The organism is Peteryoungia rhizophila (assembly GCF_004912145.1).
Lineage (GTDB): Bacteria > Pseudomonadota > Alphaproteobacteria > Rhizobiales > Rhizobiaceae > Allorhizobium > Allorhizobium rhizophilum.
Genome location: NZ_STGT01000006.1, coordinates 116,260 through 131,167 on the forward strand (window position 1 = coordinate 116,260; position 14,908 = coordinate 131,167).

Here is a 14,908-nt window from a genome sequence, read left to right on the forward strand (position 1 = left end):
GGCTTTTTCTGTTTGCAGTGCAGCGCTGCCTGGGGAAGATGGCGCCGGACTTGGCCGGGCAAGGGGAACGAGATGGATCTGCAGCTGATTGCCGAAGAGATCGTCAGTGCGCTTGAGCCGCGCCTCGGCGAGGGCAAGGTGGCCGACTACATTCCGGATCTCGCCCGCGTAGACCCCAAGCAGTTCGGCATTGCGATTACCACCGTCGATGGCCAGACCTTCAAGGCTGGCGACGCCGACACGGCGTTTTCAATCCAGAGCATTTCCAAGGTCTTCATGCTGACGCTCGCGCTCGGCAAGGCGGGCGAATCGGTCTGGAAGCGGGTGGGTCGCGAACCCTCCGGCTCCTCCTTCAACTCTATCGTCCAGCTCGAACACGAGCACGGCATCCCTCGCAATCCCTTCATCAATGCCGGTGCGATCGTCGTCACCGACATGGTGGTGGCGGGCCACGCGCCACGGGAGGCGATCGGCGAGTATCTGCGTTTCATGCGCTACCTCGCCGATGACGAGACACTGTCGATCGATGAGAAGGTGGCGCAGTCGGAGCAGCGGACCGGCTACCGCAATTTCGCACTGGCCAATTTCATGCGCGGGTTCGGCAATCTCGAACATCCGGTGGAGCACACGCTCGGAGTCTATTTCCACCAGTGCGCACTGGCGCTCTCCTGCGTCCAGCTCTCGCATGCCGGTCTCTTCCTCGCCAACAGGGGCACCAATCCGCTGACGGGATTCTCGGTCGTCTCGCCGAAGCGGGCGCGGCGAATCAATGCCTTGATGCTGATGTGCGGCCATTATGATGGTTCCGGCGATTTCGCCTATCACGTCGGCCTGCCGGGCAAGTCCGGCGTCGGCGGCGGCATCCTGGCCGTCGCCCCGGGCAAGGCCTCTATTGCTGTCTGGTCACCGGGTCTCAACAAGGTCGGCAATTCGGCGCTCGGTTCGGCTGCCCTCGAGATGCTGGCAACCCGCACGGGCTGGTCCGTCTTCGGGGCTTGATCTTCCGGGCTGCAACGGGCATTGCATGGCACAATTGCCGCCGGGCCGGAGCCGCAGATGAACCTCGTGAACACGATCGACACTCAGGATGCCTCAGCACTCGACGGTGAGGATGCGCTCGACCTCTCGACGGTGCACCCGGTTTTCGCTCACGCGCCGCGCTCCGTGTCCTTCAACAAGCTGCGCAAGCGGCTCATCCGCCAGGTGCGTCAGGCCATTGGCGATTTCGACATGCTGAAGGGGCAGACGCGCTGGCTGGTCGGCCTCTCCGGCGGCAAGGACAGCTACGGCCTGCTCGCCATCCTGCTCGATCTGCAATGGCGCGGTCTGCTGCCCGTCGAGATCATTGCCTGCAATCTCGATCAGGGGCAGCCGAATTTTCCCAAACACGTCTTGCCGGAGTACTTGGCCTCGATCGGGGTCAAGCACCGCATCGAGTATCGTGATACCTATTCCATCGTTAAGGAAAAGGTGCCCAGCGGCGGCACTTATTGCTCGCTCTGTTCGCGTCTGAGGCGCGGCAATCTCTACCGCATCGCGCGGGAGCAGGGCTGTGACGCGTTGGTGCTCGGCCATCACCGCGAGGATATCCTCGAAACCTTCTTCATGAATTTTTTCCATGGCGGCCGGCTTTCGGCGATGCCTGCCAAGTTGCTCAACGACGAGAAGGATCTCTTCGTGCTGCGGCCGCTCGCCTATGCCGCCGAAGAGGATATGGCACGCTTCGCCCAGGCCATGCAGTTCCCCATCATCCCTTGTGACCTCTGCGGCTCCCAGGATGGGCTCCAGCGCAATGCGATGAAGGAGATGCTGGCCGGGATCGAATCAAAGATGCCGGGTCGGAAAGATGCGATGCTCAGGGCGCTTGGTCATGTCGATCCCTCGCATCTGATGGACCCGAAACTCTTCGATTTTGCCGGACTGGTGGCGACGAAGCCGGAGTGATTGCTGCGCCGCACCTTTTATGGCGCTCTTGCTTGTAAAGACACGGGGAAAATTGACGCATTCTCGACCTATCGGGTTCCGAGACTGGACGGCGCATGAGGCTTCTTGCACATTGCGCCCGGACAGGGACTGCGAACGCTGCTTCGCTGAACCGGGAAATTGTGGGAGTAGGAATGTCTGAGGTCGCTCAGCCTTCGGTGTCGAGGCGTGCCGTGTTTCTCGTCGGAGGATATGAACGCAACGACGCTGCCGGCTTCTTCCGGCGCATCGGGCGCGAGATGGATCGGTTTTGCAAGTGCTGGTCGGTCGAAGCAACGCTCGAAACGCCAGTGGAGCATGCGCAGGTCTCGGTCACTACGGCGGCCGCCGATTATCGTGGTCCGGATGGTGCCTGCCGGTCCGACATCACCTTCCTGAGTTTCGACGACATCGTCAAAACCGATGGTGCGCGACCCTTCGTGGTCAGGCTCTTCGCCTATCTCGTGGCCTTCTTCGATTATGTACTGAGCGGGACCATGTTCCGCTTCTTTGCCACCAATTGGCGCTTCGCGCTGTACTTTCTCTACCCTTTCGTGATGCTGGTCTTCTTCGCCTGGCTCGCAACAGCCGCCTATCGCTTGGCTGATCATTTGCCGCTTCCCGGTGGACCGCTCTTGCCACTCATCGTCGGGGCCGGTGTCGCTTATGGCGTCGGCCGCTTCATCGGGCGGCGCTACTTCGTCTTTCACCTCATGGATCTCTGGTCGTTCAGCCGCGAGCACCTGCATTGCCGTCGTCCTGTGATGGATGCGCGCGTCGATGCCTGGGCTGGGCTGATTGATGAGCGGCTGTCTGCCACGACCTATGACGAGGTTTTGCTCGTCGGGCATTCGACGGGCGGTGCGCTCATCCTCGACGTCGCACACCAGCTTGCCGAGCGACGAGTTGGGGAGGGCAGGCCGGTCCATTTCAAGCTTGTCACAGTCGGTTCCACGTCGCTCAAGGTGGCGCTGCATCCGGCGGCAAGGCGGGCTCGGATGCGATTGGAAGCGCTGGCCCGTCATCCGGACATCCGCTGGACCGAGTTCCAGGCGCTCACCGACATCATCAACTTCTACAAATGTGATCCTTACGCCGGTGCTGGACTGATGCATCAGCGTGGCGACGCGTTTCCGCACCAGTTTCAGGTGCGAATCCGCGATATGCTTGAGCGGGACACCTATCGCCGCGTGAAGAAGAACTTCTTCCGGGTTCACTATCAGTTCATTTCGGCGAACAGCCGGCGGTATTTCTATGATTTCTTCATGATCTGCTGTGGCACCCGGCCGATCGAGGCCGTAAGAGGCGATGCGCTGCCGATTGCGGTGGAGGCAGGCAAAACGGCAGAGGCAGTATCATGACGCGTGTTTCCTTCATCCTCTGGGCCCTGATGCTGGTGACTTGGTGTGCGATGCGTTATCCGGCCATGCGTCGGGCACGCCGCCAGAAGACGCGGGTCGACCGTCGCTCCACGCTCGATATTTCGCTTCTCGCCTTCTGCACCTTCGCGCTCGTGGTAATGCCAATCGTATGGCGGCTGCATCTGCTCGATGGCGTGGCCGATCGAGGGCAGGGGCTCCTGCCGATGATACTCGGCACGCTGACCGGCATCGCCTTTCTCTGGCTGTTCCGGCGCAGCCACAAGGATCTCGGCAAGAACTGGTCGGTAACGCTCGAGGTCCGCGAGGGACACCAACTGGTTACAGGGGGCGTCTATGCCCATGTGAGGCACCCGATGTATGCATCCTTCCTGCTCTGGGGGATCACCCAGGCCCTGCTCATTCCCAACTGGATCGCGGGTCTTGCCGGCCTTGTCGCCGTGCTCGCGCTGTATGCCGTGCGCCAGTCCCGTGAAGAGGCGATGATGCGGGATAGCTTCGGCGCCGAATACGACGCCTATTGCGCCCGCACGAAGCGCTTGGTCCCCGGGATTTTCTGAATAACCGTCAGCGCTTGCGCAGAGCCCGGGTGATCTCCTTCACCGCCCGGTCATGGAGGGCGGGGTTCTTGTCGATGTTGAAATGGCCGATGCCCTTGATCGCGGTGTCGCCCTGGCGCAGGTTGATATTGGCCAGTTCGCCCTTGAAGCCCGGCGCCGGCAATACCGGTGACCACAGATTTTCGCCGCCGGTGTAGAAATTCAGCGTCTTCTTGACGTTGCCCGGGACAGGGCCCTTGCCTGTCGGATCGAAACTCAGGATCAGCGCCACCGGGATCTTCATCGGTTGCAGGGCGCTTGCCACGGAGAAGGTCATATCTGCACCCAGCGAGTGTCCGATGAGAACGATCGGGCGGGCATCCTTCGACGCTCGATAACGCTCTGCGATCCTGCGGGCGAAGGTCTGAGCGTTTGGCAGCGACAGGACTTCCGCCTTGATGCCATCCTCTGTGAGTTGCTTTCCGAGCGTGTCGAGGCCTGTTGAGAAAATGTTGGCGAAGCCGCGGAAGAGATAGACCTGGCCGTTGGCGAGCTTCGGTTTCCTCGGTTTTGCCGCCTCGGCGGGCAGAACGGAGGCAGCGAGGATCAGCGATGCATGGGAAAGAAGGGCGCGCCTGGAGATCATGTCGGGAGGTGGTCCTGAAAATGCAGTGGTTTCGAATTCATGCATGTTTCAGGCCGGCTGACAACCGGATTGACCCGGCTCGGCATGGCTTTCGGCCTGTACTTCAACATTGTGGCCGGGCTCGGGCATTTCAGGCGGAAGGGGACTCCGCCTGAAATGCCCTCGCTCCCTTTTCAGACAATTCCGGGCGCAAAACCGCTTCGCACTTTTGCTGGAATTGCTCTAGAACGGGCGCAACCGGACGGTGCGATACCGTCGTGCCATGCCACAAGCATCAGGAGACGCCTCATGACTGCCGCCATCGATATCGCCGCCCTTGCCAATCTCTTGCAGGAGGCTGCCGTCGAGGAGATCCTGCCGCGCTTTCGCAATCTCGGCGATGGCGATATCAGGATGAAGACGGAAGCGATCGACCTCGTCACCGAAGCCGACGAGGCTGCCGAGCGTTTGATCCGCAAGGGCATCGAGGGCCTGATGCCCGACGCGCTGTTCGTGGGCGAAGAATCGGTCGCTGCAGATCCTGCGCTTCTCGATCAACTGAAGGATGCCGATCTCGCCGTGATCGTCGATCCCATCGACGGAACCTTCAACTTTGCCTCCGGGCTCAGCCTGTTCGGCGTGATGCTCGCCGTCGTCTCCAAGGGCGAGACCGTCGCGGGCTTGATTTATGATCCGATCGGCAATGATTGGGCGCTGTGCGAAAAGGGATCTGGCGCCTGGCTCTATCGCACGGACGGCGCCCAGGAGCAGATGTTCATGCGGCCGAGCGGTCCGCTCGAACAGATGATCGGCATCGCCAATACCGGCTTCTTCGATCTCGAAATGCGCCGCAAGATCCTGTCGAACCTTGCCGAGGTACGGCTTTTCACCAGCTACCGCTGTGCGGCCCATGAATACCGGCTGCTCGGCCAGGGCCACATGGATTTCGCCATGTACAACAAACTGATGCCCTGGGATCACCTCGGCGGTGCCTTGATGATGCAGGAGGCGGGCGCCCATGTCGCGCGCTTCGACGGATCGCCCTATCTGCCGCATCATACTGCGGGCGGGCTTCTGGTCGCAGCCGATGAAGACGCCTGGCAGGAATTGCGCGAGCGGATCTTCACCGTCGACTGATAGAAAAAAAAGGCCCGGCAGTGACCGGGCCTTTCGATTTTTGGGCTGCGCAAGCGGTTGTTCAGACCGGTTTGTTCTGTGCCTGGAACAGCCGGCCTTTTTCGCCGATCAGGACGAAGACGAGGCCGATGATCGAGACGACGAAGAAGCCGGCGACCATGGGGAGCGCCGTGCCGTCGAAGGCTTGGCCGATGGCCGCACCGATAATCGATCCGCCGATCGTGCCCATGAAGCCCAACACCGAGGAGGCCGTGCCGGCCACGTGACCGAGCGGCTCCATGGCCAGTGAGTTGAAGTTCGAACCGATCCAACCGAACTGGAACATCGCCAGACCAAAGAAGGTGATGAACAGAGCGAACGGCATCGGCGCCGGACCGACGAGCTGCACCACCAGCCAGATGAAGTTGATGGTGATGAAGCCGATGAGCGAACCGTGGGACAGCTTGCGCATGCCGAAGCGGCCGACGAGCTTGGCGTTGACGAAGGATGCGAGCGCCATGAACAGGGCGACGCCGGCAAAGGCGACGGGGAACCAGACGCCGAGGCCGTAGATGCCGACATAGATCTGCTGGGCCGAGTTGATGAAGCCGAACAAGGCGCCGAAGATGAAGGTGCTGGCGATCGTGTAACAGAGGGCGACACGATTGGTCAGCACGATGCGGAAACCATCGAAGATCACCTTCACCGTGAACGGACGCACGTCTTCCGGCGCAAGTGTTTCCGGGAGGCGGACATACATCCAGGCGCCGACGATCACGGCGATCACCGCCATGAAGACGAAGATCCAGTGCCAGTCGCCGAAGAGCATGATGACCTGGCCGGTGCCCGGCGCGACCACAGGGATGACCATGAAGACCATCATGATCAGCGACATGACTTCGGCCATCTGACGACCGCCGAAGACATCACGGACGATGGAGACGGTGATGACGCGTGTGGCGGCCGAGCCGATGCCCTGGATGAAGCGCAGCACGAGCAGCGATTCGAAGGACGGGACCATGACGACGGCGAGCGAGGAGACCACGTAGATGGCAAGACCGATGATCATCGGCATGCGTCTTCCGAAGCGATCCGCGATCGGCCCGTAGAAGAGCTGGGCGATGCCGAAGCCGATCAGATAGGCGGAAACCACATATTGCCGATGGTTTTCGTTCTCGACATTGAGTGCCGCGCCGATTTCCTGGAGGCCCGGCAGCATGATGTCGATGGCGAGCGCATTGAGTGCCATCAGGAAAGCCATGAGGGCGATAAACTCGGCACGACCCATGCCCCCAAGGACCTTGGGGGTGGACTGTAATGAATCTGACATGAATTATGACCTTGGAACGGCATGAAGGCGTTGCTTGCGACAACGCCTTCAACACCTCGAATATTGGGGGCCTAATGGCCGGTAGGGTCAGGCGGCGCCGCGTACGGCGATGCCCTGGTCTTCAAAATGCTTCTGCAGCTCGCCGGCCTGGAACATCTCACGGACGATGTCACAGCCGCCGACGAATTCGCCCTTGATATAAAGCTGCGGAATGGTCGGCCAGTTCGAATAGGCCTTGATGCCCTCGCGGATTTCCATGTCGGCCAGCACGTTCACGCCCTTGTAGTCCACACCGAGGTAGTCGAGCATCTGAACAACCTGGCCCGAGAAACCACACTGCGGGAACTGCGGGCTGCCCTTCATGAACAGGACCACGTCGTTGGTCTTGACTTCGTTGTCGATGAATTCGTGGGCGCTCATGTCATTCTTCCTTTCACATGCCGTTCAAGGCGGCAGCTTCGATTTGCCTTAGAAATAGCAATACAGCTCGGCTTTTGCCAGTGGCGAGTTTGCGCCAATGCCTGAATTAAACGCTGCGCTGGCGGCTGCGCTTTGCGGCTGTGCGGCGGCGGCTGACCTGCTTGCGTGCCGGTGCCTTCACGCGCTTTTTCGTCTTGCGCACGAAACGTCCCGTGGTCGCAGAACGGGTCTGGCGCTTGCGGCGACGTGTCGTGCCGCTGCGGGTGGTTTTCTTCAGGATTTCCTTCAGCACGCCCTCAACGACGTCCTTGACGATGTTGCCGATCAGATCCGCCATCTTCTCTCCCCGATGCCCTCGAATTCAGAGGGTTTTTGTTCCATCCGCTCTTTAAATCAGCGCAATTCTCGTCTAGCAAGCGCCACCTGCGGCGGCCTGCCGTCTATCAAGTGACCGACTAAATGATCCAAAGTCGCATCGTGCTGCATTTTCCGGGCTTCGAACCCCTCGAAGCCGAAGCCCATCGTCAGCGCTACAAGCGTTCGGCCGCGCAAGCCTCGGCTGTCTGGCAGACGCGGTTTGATGTCGGCGACCTCTTCGTCGATGGGCAGGGCACCCACTTCCCTGTGCATGCCGAAATTGCCGGTCGGGCGACGCGGTCCGACATCCACATATTCGACCATAACGACCTGATCAGCGCCATGCGGGCCGAACCGGTCTGGATGCAGATCGGCAAGGGGTTCAAGGCGGGATTCGACGTGGTGCGGCAGGGCGGTGCGTGGGGCTATTTCCGCCATGCCTGGCGCTTTGGTCTGTTCTTCCTTTTCCCCTTTCTGTTCCTGGCCGCGGGTCTGGCACTGGCTGTGAATATCGCTGCCATTCCCTCAGCTTTCGAGCTTTCCTCCTGGTGGTTCCTGCTGGCACTGCCTGCCGGCTATTTCGTCTTCCGCCACGGGGTCATTCCGTTTTCGGACCGTTACCACGTCATGCATCTGCTCGCCGATTGGCGCCTCGCGGTGGCCGTGGCGGAAAACAGGCGAGAGGTCGATGCTTTCATCGAGCGGGCGGCAAGGGAGGCGGGCGCTGCCTTGGAAGGCCCGGCCGACGAAATTCTTGTCACATCCCACAGCATGGGCGCGAACTTCGCCATCTCCGTCATTGCGCGGCTTCTCGAGAAGGCGCCGGGCGCGCTCAAAGGGCGACGGCTCGTCTTCGTCACGTTGGGCGGTGCGGCGCTGCAGTGCAGTCTCTTGTCGTCAGCATCCGTGCTCAGGCAGCGGATCGGCGCACTCGCTCGTCGTCCATCCGTCGACTGGTTCGACATCCAGTGCCTGACTGATCCGATCCATCTCTACAAGTGCGATACCGTGGCGTTGTCAGGTCATGCGGATGCGCCGCAGCCGAAGCTCGTCTTCATCCGCTTCAAGCATGCAATGTCGTCTGAGCGCTACGAGAAGAACCGCCGCGATTTTCTCAGGATGCACCGACAATATGTGCTCGGTCCCGACCAGCCGAGCGGCTTCGACTTCACCTTGATGACGGCTGGGCCGCTGCCGGCAAAGAGCTTCGAAGGGCTGGACTCGACGCGCGCTCCAGTGATCCATCCGATGTCATGAAAAAGGCCCGCCGAAAAACGGCAGGCCCCAGATTTGGTCTTGGCAATGCAGCCCGTTCAGTCTGGAATGCTGGTCTGCAGCGCGAGTGCGTGCAGCACGCCGCCCATATTGCCCTTCAAGGCGTCATAGACCATCTGGTGCTGCTGGACGCGGCTCTTGCCCCGGAAGGCTTCGGCGACGACCTCGGCGGCATAGTGATCTCCGTCTCCGGCGAGGTCGCGGATGACGACCTTCGCTCCCGGAATACCGGCCTTGATCATGTCTTCGATGTCGCCTGGTTTCATCGGCATGTAACGGATCCCTCATGCAAATCAGCAATGCGAGAACTATCCTGCATTCGCCGAAGTCTTTCAATGGGGTAGGCTGCGCCTACCCCATGCTCCACAGGCATGTGATCGAATGCCTCAGGCGAGTTCGCGTTCCATGAGAGCTGGAAACCACGCTTCGTGGGCCGTCTTGAGGTCCTCGACCGCGACAGGCTTGGCATCGCCCAGAACCACGTTCGAACCACCGGTGCGGCCGATCCACGGGCAGAACACGCCAGCGGCTTCGGCGCGGACCTGGACCTGATCGACATTGTCTTCGATGACGGTCAGGACATAGCGGCCCTGGTCTTCGCCGTAGAAGACGGCGATCGGGTTCGCATCGTTCAAAGCATTGACATGTGCGCCGATGCCGGAGGCCATCGCCATTTCGGCGACGGCGAGGGCCAGGCCACCCGACGAGCAGTCGTGAACTGCAGTCGCCAGACCATCCTCGATCAGGCCGCGTACGAAGTCACCGACCTTCTTCTCGTGGACCAGATCGACATGCGGCGCTGGGCCATCGGTCCGGCCATGAATGTCGCGCAGGTAGACCGACTGGCCGAGATGCGTGCCCCAGCCGGAGGGGGCACCGGCCAGCAGGATCGCTTCGCCCTGAGCGGCAAAGCGGATGCGGGCCATCTTCTTCCAGTCCGCCATCAGGCCGACGCCGGCGATGGTTGGGGTCGGCAAGATGCCCTGGCCATTGGTTTCGTTGTAGAGCGAGACATTGCCCGAGACGATCGGGAAGTCGAGTGCGAGGCAGGCTTCGCCGATACCCTTGATGGCAAATACCAGCTGGCCCATGATCTCAGGCCGCTCGGGATTGCCGAAGTTCAGGTTGTCGGTGGCTGCGAGCGGAAGTGCGCCGGTCGCAGTGATGTTGCGCCAGCATTCGGCAACCGCCTGCTTGCCGCCCTCGAAGGGATCGGCCTCGACGTAACGCGGGGTGACGTCCGAGGAGAAGGCGAGCGCCTTGGAGGCATGGCCTTCGACGCGGATGACGCCGGCATCGCCGCCCGGCAGCTGAAGGGAGTTGCCCTGGATCAGCGTGTCATACTGCTCGTAGACCCAGCGGCGCGAGGAGTTGTTGGCCGAGCCAACGAGCTTCAGCAGCGCGTCTGCGACGTCACCGGCCGGCATGTCGTTCTCGGCAAGCGGGGCAGGAGTCTTCGGCTCGATCCAGGGACGGTCGTATTCGGGGGCTTCGTCACCCAGTTCCTTGATCGGCAGGTTCGCGACTTCCTCGCCCTGATGGATGACGCGGAAGCGCAGGTCGTCAGTGGTGTAGCCGACGATCGCGAAGTCGAGGCCCCACTTGACGAAGATCGCCTTGGCGACTTCTTCCTTGGAGGGCTCAAGCACCATGAGCATGCGCTCCTGGCTTTCCGACAGCATCATTTCATAGGCCGTCATGCGCTCTTCACGCACCGGCACCTTGTCGAGCATGAGTTCGATGCCGAGGCCGCCCTTGGCGCCCATTTCGACCGCCGAGCAGGTGAGGCCGGCAGCCCCCATGTCCTGGATGGCGATGACAGCACCGGTCTGCATCAGTTCGAGGCAGGCTTCGAGCAGGCATTTTTCGGTGAAGGGGTCGCCGACCTGCACGGTCGGGCGCTTTTCTTCGATCGATTCGTCGAATTCGGCCGAGGCCATGGTGGCACCGCCGACGCCGTCGCGACCGGTCTTGGCGCCGAGATAGACGACGGGCAGGCCGACGCCCTTGGCTTCCGACAGAAAGATGCCATCCGCCTTGGCAAGGCCGGCAGCGAATGCGTTGACCAGGATATTGCCGTTGTAGCGGGCGTCGAATTCGACTTCGCCGCCAACCGTGGGCACGCCGAAGGAATTGCCGTAGCCACCGACACCGGCGACGACGCCGGCGACCAGGTGTTTGGTCTTCGGGTGATCGGGGGCGCCGAAACGCAGCGCGTTCATGGCGGCGACCGGACGGGCGCCCATGGTGAAGACGTCGCGCAGGATGCCGCCGACGCCGGTCGCAGCGCCCTGGTAGGGCTCGATGTAGGACGGGTGGTTGTGGCTCTCCATCTTGAAGACGACGACGTCGCCGTCATCGATATTGACCACACCGGCGTTTTCGCCCGGGCCCTGGATCACGCGCGGGCCCTTGGTCGGCAGCGTCTTCAGCCACTTCTTGGAAGACTTGTAGGAGCAATGCTCGTTCCACATTGCCGAGAAGATCCCGAGCTCGGTGAAGGTCGGCTCGCGTCCGATCAGGTTCAGGATGCGATCGTATTCGTCCGGCTTCAGGCCGTGGCTTGCGATCAATTCTGCGGTGATGGGACGGGCGTTGGAAACGGTCATCTGGCTCTCAGGGCAATGGAGATCGGTGGGATATCGGTTTCGAGGCAGGCTATAACGCAAGGCTGCGCTCGGCGCACTTGAAAAATGCGCGCAATCAGGCCTTTCCTGCGGCTTTCCAGCACAAGACGCCTTGGGTATTCCTGATGCTCAGACGATGGCGCTGGTGCCGAGCGGCGACTGGTCGAGGATGCGGCGGACGGTCTTCAGGCCCTCGATCGAGATCGAGCGCTCGCGCCCCTCGCTGAAGCCGACGCGGACATGGTGATAGACCCGTGACGAACGGGCGGGCTTGAACTCGTCCTCGTCGTCAATCAGGACATCGGCATCGAGAACGGCCTGCTTGAAGGTACCGGACATCCAGGGTTCGGGGAGCTTCAGCCAGAAGAAGGGCAGGCGGGGATGGGAGCGGAAGTCCTTGCCGGCGAAAAGCTCGCGGACCACCGCTTCGCGCGCGCCGATTTCCGCCAGCACCTTGCCTCGGATTTCTCCTGCAGCGCCTGACAGCACCAGCCGGGCGGAAAGCTCGGCGAGAAGGAATGGCAGTCCGCCGGTTACCATCTTCTGGGTCACGCGCACGCGCTGGCTCATATGGGGCGGACAGGCGACCCAACCGCCACGCACGCCGGCGGCAACGCATTTCGACAAACCGTTGAGCAGGAATGTGCGGTCGGGCGCCAGTTCGGCAAGCAGGGGAATGCTGTCAGCAATCATGCCGCCATAGAGATAATCCTCGATCAGCCAGACATTGTACTTGCGGGCGATGTCGACAATCTCCTTGCGACGAGACAGTGGCAGGCAGGCGAGGGTCGGGTTCTGGCCCGAGGACATGATGAAGGCAGCCTTCGGGTGCTCGCGAGCGCAGACGCGCTCGAAATCCTCCGGCAGAATCCCATCCTGATCCGAGTCAACGAGGGTGATCTGGCGGCCCATGAGATTGGCGCTGCGGGAAACTTGCGAATAGGTGAGGTGTTCGCAAACAATGCGATCGCCTGCGCCGCTGACGGCCGCTACGACCGCGTTGATCCCCGCATGTACGCCGAGCTGCGGCAGGATCTGTTCGGGGTCGGGTGTCCAGTTGCCCGAAGACAGCCATTGCCGGCCGGCCTCCAGCCAATCGGGGGAAAGGGTGCGGGTATAGCTCGAAATTTCGCCCGGATGCGCCGAGGCGATCTCGGCCATGATCTGTCCGACGACTTCCGCCTGACCGACATCGATGGCGGCCGTGGTGTCGAAGCGCAGCTTGCCCGGCGGCGGAATGATCGCGCGCGTGCCGCCATAGGTGATGCACACAGGGTCGCGAGGTGTGGCGGAACCCTGGTCATCACTGCCCTGCACATAAGTGCCGCGCCCGACTTCGCCGTTGACCAGGCCGCGCTCACGCAGCAAGGCATAGGCGCGGGATATTGTACCTATTGTCACCCCAACATCATAGGCGAGATCGCGCTGTGGCGGCAGCTTGGCGCCATGCGCAAGTGCGCCTGATTTGATGGCGTTTTCCGCCTCATCCGCGATCCGGACATAAAGCGGGCCGGTTCCTATATCGAGAGAAGGGAGCCAATTTGTCATGATGACAATTCTATAGATTGTCACCGCGTATGAGTCAATTCATACGGTGCCGTCAATGGAATTGCCTGTAGGAGCTTTCGCCATGGTGACAATAGAGACAATCACTTCGAATGCAGACAATGCTTTGGTTCGCCCGGCGCGATCAGCGTGGCTGGCGGCCAGTGTCCGGGCGGTCGGCGAGGCGCTGAAACTGTGGAGACGTCGGCGGACGACCCGCGTCCACCTTTCGCAGTTGACCGATGAGCAGTTGCGGGATGTCGGCCTGTCGCCTGATATGGCCGAGCGTGAAATCAGAAAGTCGCGGCTCTTGCTACTCGATCGGCCGTTGCAGCCACCCTTCTGATCAGCAGTTCTTCGCGCCATTCGCCCAGCGGACGACGTCCTTCTGAATGCGCGGCGCGATGTCTTCATTCATCATCGGCCCAAAGGCATCGAGACGTGCCGGCCGGCCTTCCGCCTGTACGACAAGCAGCGGACGGATGTCGGACGCGCCCTTGCGAACCAGCAGGATGCGGGGGCGGCCGGAGAAAGACGTCAGTTCCGGGGCGAGCGAATAGGCTTTGAATGCGGGGTCGCCCGACTTGAACCAGCAATTGTTGGCGCCAACCGCTACCTTTTCCATGATGTCGAGGGCGGACTGACCGCTAGTAGGCGGCCGTGGAGTTTCGGGCTTGCAGGCGGTTAGGCCCGCTGCAGCAAGGATACTGAGGGTGAAGGCGAGGCGGCGCATGGCGAACTTTCGGCTGACTGCCGCCTTCCATTATAGACGCTTGGTTAAGCGAAGCTTACTTCAGGCGGCGATGACGTCGAGCGCCGAGGCGAAGATGCCGCGGCCATCGTTGCCGCCGTGTGCTGCCTCGATCAGGTTCTCCGGATGCGGCATCATGCCGAGCACGTTGCCCCGGGCATTGACCATGCCGGCAATGTCGTTCATCGAGCCGTTCGGATTGGTGCCGTCGGCATAGCGGAAGACCACCTGGCCATTGCCTTCGATGGTCTTGAGTGTCTCGGTATCGGCGAAGTAGTTGCCGTCGTGGTGAGCGACCGGGCAGCGAATGATCTGGCCCTTGGCATAGGCGCGGGTGAAGTCGGTATCGGCGTTGACGACTTCCAGCTTGATTTCTTTGCAGACGAACTTCAGCGACTGGTTGCGCATCAGAGCGCCCGGCAGCATGCCAGCTTCGACCAGGATCTGGAAGCCGTTGCAGACGCCGATGACCTTGACGCCCTTCTCGGCCTTTTCCTTGATCGCCTGCATGACCGGCATGCGGGCCGCAATCGCGCCACAGCGCAGATAATCGCCATAGGAGAAGCCGCCGGGGATAACGATGAGATCGACATCAGGAATGTCCGTCTCCGTCTGCCAGATCGTGACGGGCGCATGGCCGGAGATCTTGGTGAGCGCCGCGATCATGTCGCGGTCACGATTAAGGCCTGGGAGCTGGACGACGGCTGATTTCATGGCTGTGGCTCAAACCTTGCTTGGGCTTCCTGGAACTCGCGCAGTTCCAGACGATTGTCGATGCGGTCTAATCGGCTTTCGAAGTGTCCGACGGTTGCGCGCAGGTTGTTCACATCACCCTGCAGTGCATGCAATTGCGCGCGCATTGTCTGATTGTCCGCGCGCAACTCGCTGATGGCAAAGTCGACCTTGTCAAATCGCTGATTGAGCTTCTTCAAGAGCTCGAACATCAATTCGCTGGTCACTTCAGCCATCGCATGTCTCCTTC

17 protein-coding genes are annotated in these 14,908 nt (G+C 61.3%); 7 read left to right on the plus strand and 10 right to left on the minus strand.

The window, feature by feature from the left end; genetic code table 11:
- Window positions 1–72 precede the first annotated feature (72 nt).
- From E9677_RS21745 to E9677_RS21760, 4 genes are all read left to right on the plus strand, one after another.
- Window positions 73–999, plus strand: a complete 927-nt coding sequence (locus E9677_RS21745; protein WP_136560156.1) for a glutaminase — start codon at window positions 73–75, stop codon at window positions 997–999.
- Window positions 1,000–1,056: 57 nt separating this feature from the next.
- Entirely contained in the window at window positions 1,057–1,944 is an 888-nt protein-coding gene (gene ttcA / locus E9677_RS21750) for a tRNA 2-thiocytidine(32) synthetase TtcA (RefSeq protein WP_136560157.1), read from the plus strand.
- A 173-nt stretch (window positions 1,945–2,117) separates the two neighbouring features.
- The gene (locus E9677_RS21755; RefSeq protein WP_136560158.1) at window positions 2,118–3,323 is read left to right on the plus strand and encodes a lipase; all 1,206 of its coding nucleotides are present in this window, start codon (window positions 2,118–2,120) and stop codon (window positions 3,321–3,323) included.
- On the plus strand, window positions 3,320–3,901 hold the full coding sequence (locus E9677_RS21760; RefSeq protein WP_205910181.1) for a protein-S-isoprenylcysteine O-methyltransferase: 582 nt from the start codon (window positions 3,320–3,322) through the stop codon (window positions 3,899–3,901). The genes E9677_RS21755 and E9677_RS21760 overlap by 4 nt, the downstream gene beginning before the upstream one ends.
- Window positions 3,902–3,908: 7 nt before the next feature.
- On the opposite strand, the gene E9677_RS21765 is transcribed toward E9677_RS21760, so the two are convergent.
- On the minus strand, window positions 3,909–4,526 hold the full coding sequence (locus tag E9677_RS21765) for a thioesterase domain-containing protein (protein WP_168801296.1): 618 nt from the start codon (window positions 4,524–4,526) through the stop codon (window positions 3,909–3,911).
- A gap of 288 nt (window positions 4,527–4,814) precedes the next feature.
- Between E9677_RS21765 and E9677_RS21770 the strand changes: the two genes are divergently transcribed.
- A complete protein-coding gene (locus E9677_RS21770; RefSeq protein ID WP_136560161.1) occupies window positions 4,815–5,642 on the plus strand; it encodes an inositol monophosphatase family protein in 828 nt (275 codons plus the stop codon).
- Window positions 5,643–5,703: 61 nt separating this feature from the next.
- Here the strand turns inward: E9677_RS21770 and E9677_RS21775 are convergent, their stop codons facing one another.
- The 3 genes from E9677_RS21775 to E9677_RS21785 all read right to left on the minus strand — a co-directional run bounded on the left by E9677_RS21775 (window position 5,704) and on the right by E9677_RS21785 (window position 7,708).
- Window positions 5,704–6,909 carry a multidrug effflux MFS transporter gene (locus E9677_RS21775; RefSeq protein ID WP_136560321.1) on the minus strand — a complete coding sequence of 402 codons (1,206 nt, stop codon included), beginning with the start codon at window positions 6,907–6,909 and terminating at the stop codon, window positions 5,704–5,706.
- Between the two features lie 129 nt (window positions 6,910–7,038).
- Window positions 7,039–7,371, minus strand: a complete 333-nt coding sequence (gene grxD / locus E9677_RS21780) for a Grx4 family monothiol glutaredoxin (protein WP_136560162.1) — start codon at window positions 7,369–7,371, stop codon at window positions 7,039–7,041.
- Between the two features lie 106 nt (window positions 7,372–7,477).
- Window positions 7,478–7,708: a hypothetical protein gene (locus E9677_RS21785; protein WP_136560163.1), complete on the minus strand. Its 231-nt coding sequence runs from the start codon at window positions 7,706–7,708 to the stop codon at window positions 7,478–7,480.
- A 122-nt stretch (window positions 7,709–7,830) separates the two neighbouring features.
- Here E9677_RS21785 and E9677_RS21790 point away from each other — a divergent pair, with 122 nt between their 5' ends.
- On the plus strand, window positions 7,831–8,985 hold the full coding sequence (locus E9677_RS21790) for a hypothetical protein (RefSeq protein ID WP_136560164.1): 1,155 nt from the start codon (window positions 7,831–7,833) through the stop codon (window positions 8,983–8,985).
- A 56-nt stretch (window positions 8,986–9,041) separates the two neighbouring features.
- Here the strand turns inward: E9677_RS21790 and E9677_RS21795 are convergent, their stop codons facing one another.
- The 3 genes from E9677_RS21795 to E9677_RS21805 all read right to left on the minus strand — a co-directional run bounded on the left by E9677_RS21795 (window position 9,042) and on the right by E9677_RS21805 (window position 13,178).
- Window positions 9,042–9,275 (minus strand): BolA/IbaG family iron-sulfur metabolism protein, encoded by a 234-nt coding sequence (locus tag E9677_RS21795; protein ID WP_054149753.1) that lies wholly within the window; start codon window positions 9,273–9,275, stop codon window positions 9,042–9,044.
- Between the two features lie 114 nt (window positions 9,276–9,389).
- Complete coding sequence (purL, locus tag E9677_RS21800; RefSeq protein ID WP_136560165.1) at window positions 9,390–11,612, minus strand: phosphoribosylformylglycinamidine synthase subunit PurL; 2,223 nt, start codon at window positions 11,610–11,612, stop codon at window positions 9,390–9,392.
- Between the two features lie 147 nt (window positions 11,613–11,759).
- Window positions 11,760–13,178 (minus strand): aminotransferase-like domain-containing protein, encoded by a 1,419-nt coding sequence (locus tag E9677_RS21805; protein WP_136560166.1) that lies wholly within the window; start codon window positions 13,176–13,178, stop codon window positions 11,760–11,762.
- An 82-nt stretch (window positions 13,179–13,260) separates the two neighbouring features.
- Between E9677_RS21805 and E9677_RS21810 the strand changes: the two genes are divergently transcribed.
- Window positions 13,261–13,521, plus strand: a complete 261-nt coding sequence (locus E9677_RS21810) for a DUF1127 domain-containing protein (RefSeq protein ID WP_235883066.1) — start codon at window positions 13,261–13,263, stop codon at window positions 13,519–13,521.
- Here the strand turns inward: E9677_RS21810 and E9677_RS21815 are convergent, their stop codons facing one another.
- Genes E9677_RS21815 through E9677_RS21825 form a run of 3 tightly spaced genes read right to left on the minus strand, consistent with a single transcriptional unit; the run spans window position 13,522 to window position 14,894 of the window.
- On the minus strand, window positions 13,522–13,908 hold the full coding sequence (locus E9677_RS21815; RefSeq protein WP_136560168.1) for a hypothetical protein: 387 nt from the start codon (window positions 13,906–13,908) through the stop codon (window positions 13,522–13,524). It abuts the gene before it with no gap.
- A gap of 60 nt (window positions 13,909–13,968) precedes the next feature.
- A complete protein-coding gene (gene purQ / locus E9677_RS21820) occupies window positions 13,969–14,640 on the minus strand; it encodes a phosphoribosylformylglycinamidine synthase subunit PurQ (RefSeq protein ID WP_136560169.1) in 672 nt (223 codons plus the stop codon).
- Window positions 14,637–14,894: a hypothetical protein gene (locus tag E9677_RS21825; RefSeq protein ID WP_136560170.1), complete on the minus strand. Its 258-nt coding sequence runs from the start codon at window positions 14,892–14,894 to the stop codon at window positions 14,637–14,639. Before E9677_RS21825 ends, purQ begins: the two co-directional genes overlap by 4 nt.
- Window positions 14,895–14,908 lie beyond the last annotated feature (14 nt).

Excerpts from the sequence above, each read along its gene's own strand:
- E9677_RS21745 (WP_136560156.1), top strand. The coding sequence starts at position 73 with ATGGATCTGCAGCTGATTGCCGAAGAGATCGTCAGTGCGCTTGAGCCG.
- ttcA (WP_136560157.1), top strand. The coding sequence starts at position 1,057 with ATGAACCTCGTGAACACGATCGACACTCAGGATGCCTCAGCACTCGAC.
- E9677_RS21755 (WP_136560158.1), top strand. The coding sequence starts at position 2,118 with ATGTCTGAGGTCGCTCAGCCTTCGGTGTCGAGGCGTGCCGTGTTTCTC.
- E9677_RS21760 (WP_205910181.1), top strand. The coding sequence starts at position 3,320 with ATGACGCGTGTTTCCTTCATCCTCTGGGCCCTGATGCTGGTGACTTGG.
- E9677_RS21765 (WP_168801296.1), bottom strand. The coding sequence starts at position 4,526 with ATGATCTCCAGGCGCGCCCTTCTTTCCCATGCATCGCTGATCCTCGCT.
- E9677_RS21770 (WP_136560161.1), top strand. The coding sequence starts at position 4,815 with ATGACTGCCGCCATCGATATCGCCGCCCTTGCCAATCTCTTGCAGGAG.
- E9677_RS21775 (WP_136560321.1), bottom strand. The coding sequence starts at position 6,909 with ATGGGTCGTGCCGAGTTTATCGCCCTCATGGCTTTCCTGATGGCACTC.
- grxD (WP_136560162.1), bottom strand. The coding sequence starts at position 7,371 with ATGAGCGCCCACGAATTCATCGACAACGAAGTCAAGACCAACGACGTG.
- E9677_RS21785 (WP_136560163.1), bottom strand. The coding sequence starts at position 7,708 with ATGGCGGATCTGATCGGCAACATCGTCAAGGACGTCGTTGAGGGCGTG.
- E9677_RS21790 (WP_136560164.1), top strand. The coding sequence starts at position 7,831 with ATGATCCAAAGTCGCATCGTGCTGCATTTTCCGGGCTTCGAACCCCTC.
- E9677_RS21795 (WP_054149753.1), bottom strand. The coding sequence starts at position 9,275 with ATGCCGATGAAACCAGGCGACATCGAAGACATGATCAAGGCCGGTATT.
- purL (WP_136560165.1), bottom strand. The coding sequence starts at position 11,612 with ATGACCGTTTCCAACGCCCGTCCCATCACCGCAGAATTGATCGCAAGC.
- E9677_RS21805 (WP_136560166.1), bottom strand. The coding sequence starts at position 13,178 with ATGACAAATTGGCTCCCTTCTCTCGATATAGGAACCGGCCCGCTTTAT.
- E9677_RS21810 (WP_235883066.1), top strand. The coding sequence starts at position 13,261 with ATGGTGACAATAGAGACAATCACTTCGAATGCAGACAATGCTTTGGTT.
- E9677_RS21815 (WP_136560168.1), bottom strand. The coding sequence starts at position 13,908 with ATGCGCCGCCTCGCCTTCACCCTCAGTATCCTTGCTGCAGCGGGCCTA.
- purQ (WP_136560169.1), bottom strand. The coding sequence starts at position 14,640 with ATGAAATCAGCCGTCGTCCAGCTCCCAGGCCTTAATCGTGACCGCGAC.
- E9677_RS21825 (WP_136560170.1), bottom strand. The coding sequence starts at position 14,894 with ATGGCTGAAGTGACCAGCGAATTGATGTTCGAGCTCTTGAAGAAGCTC.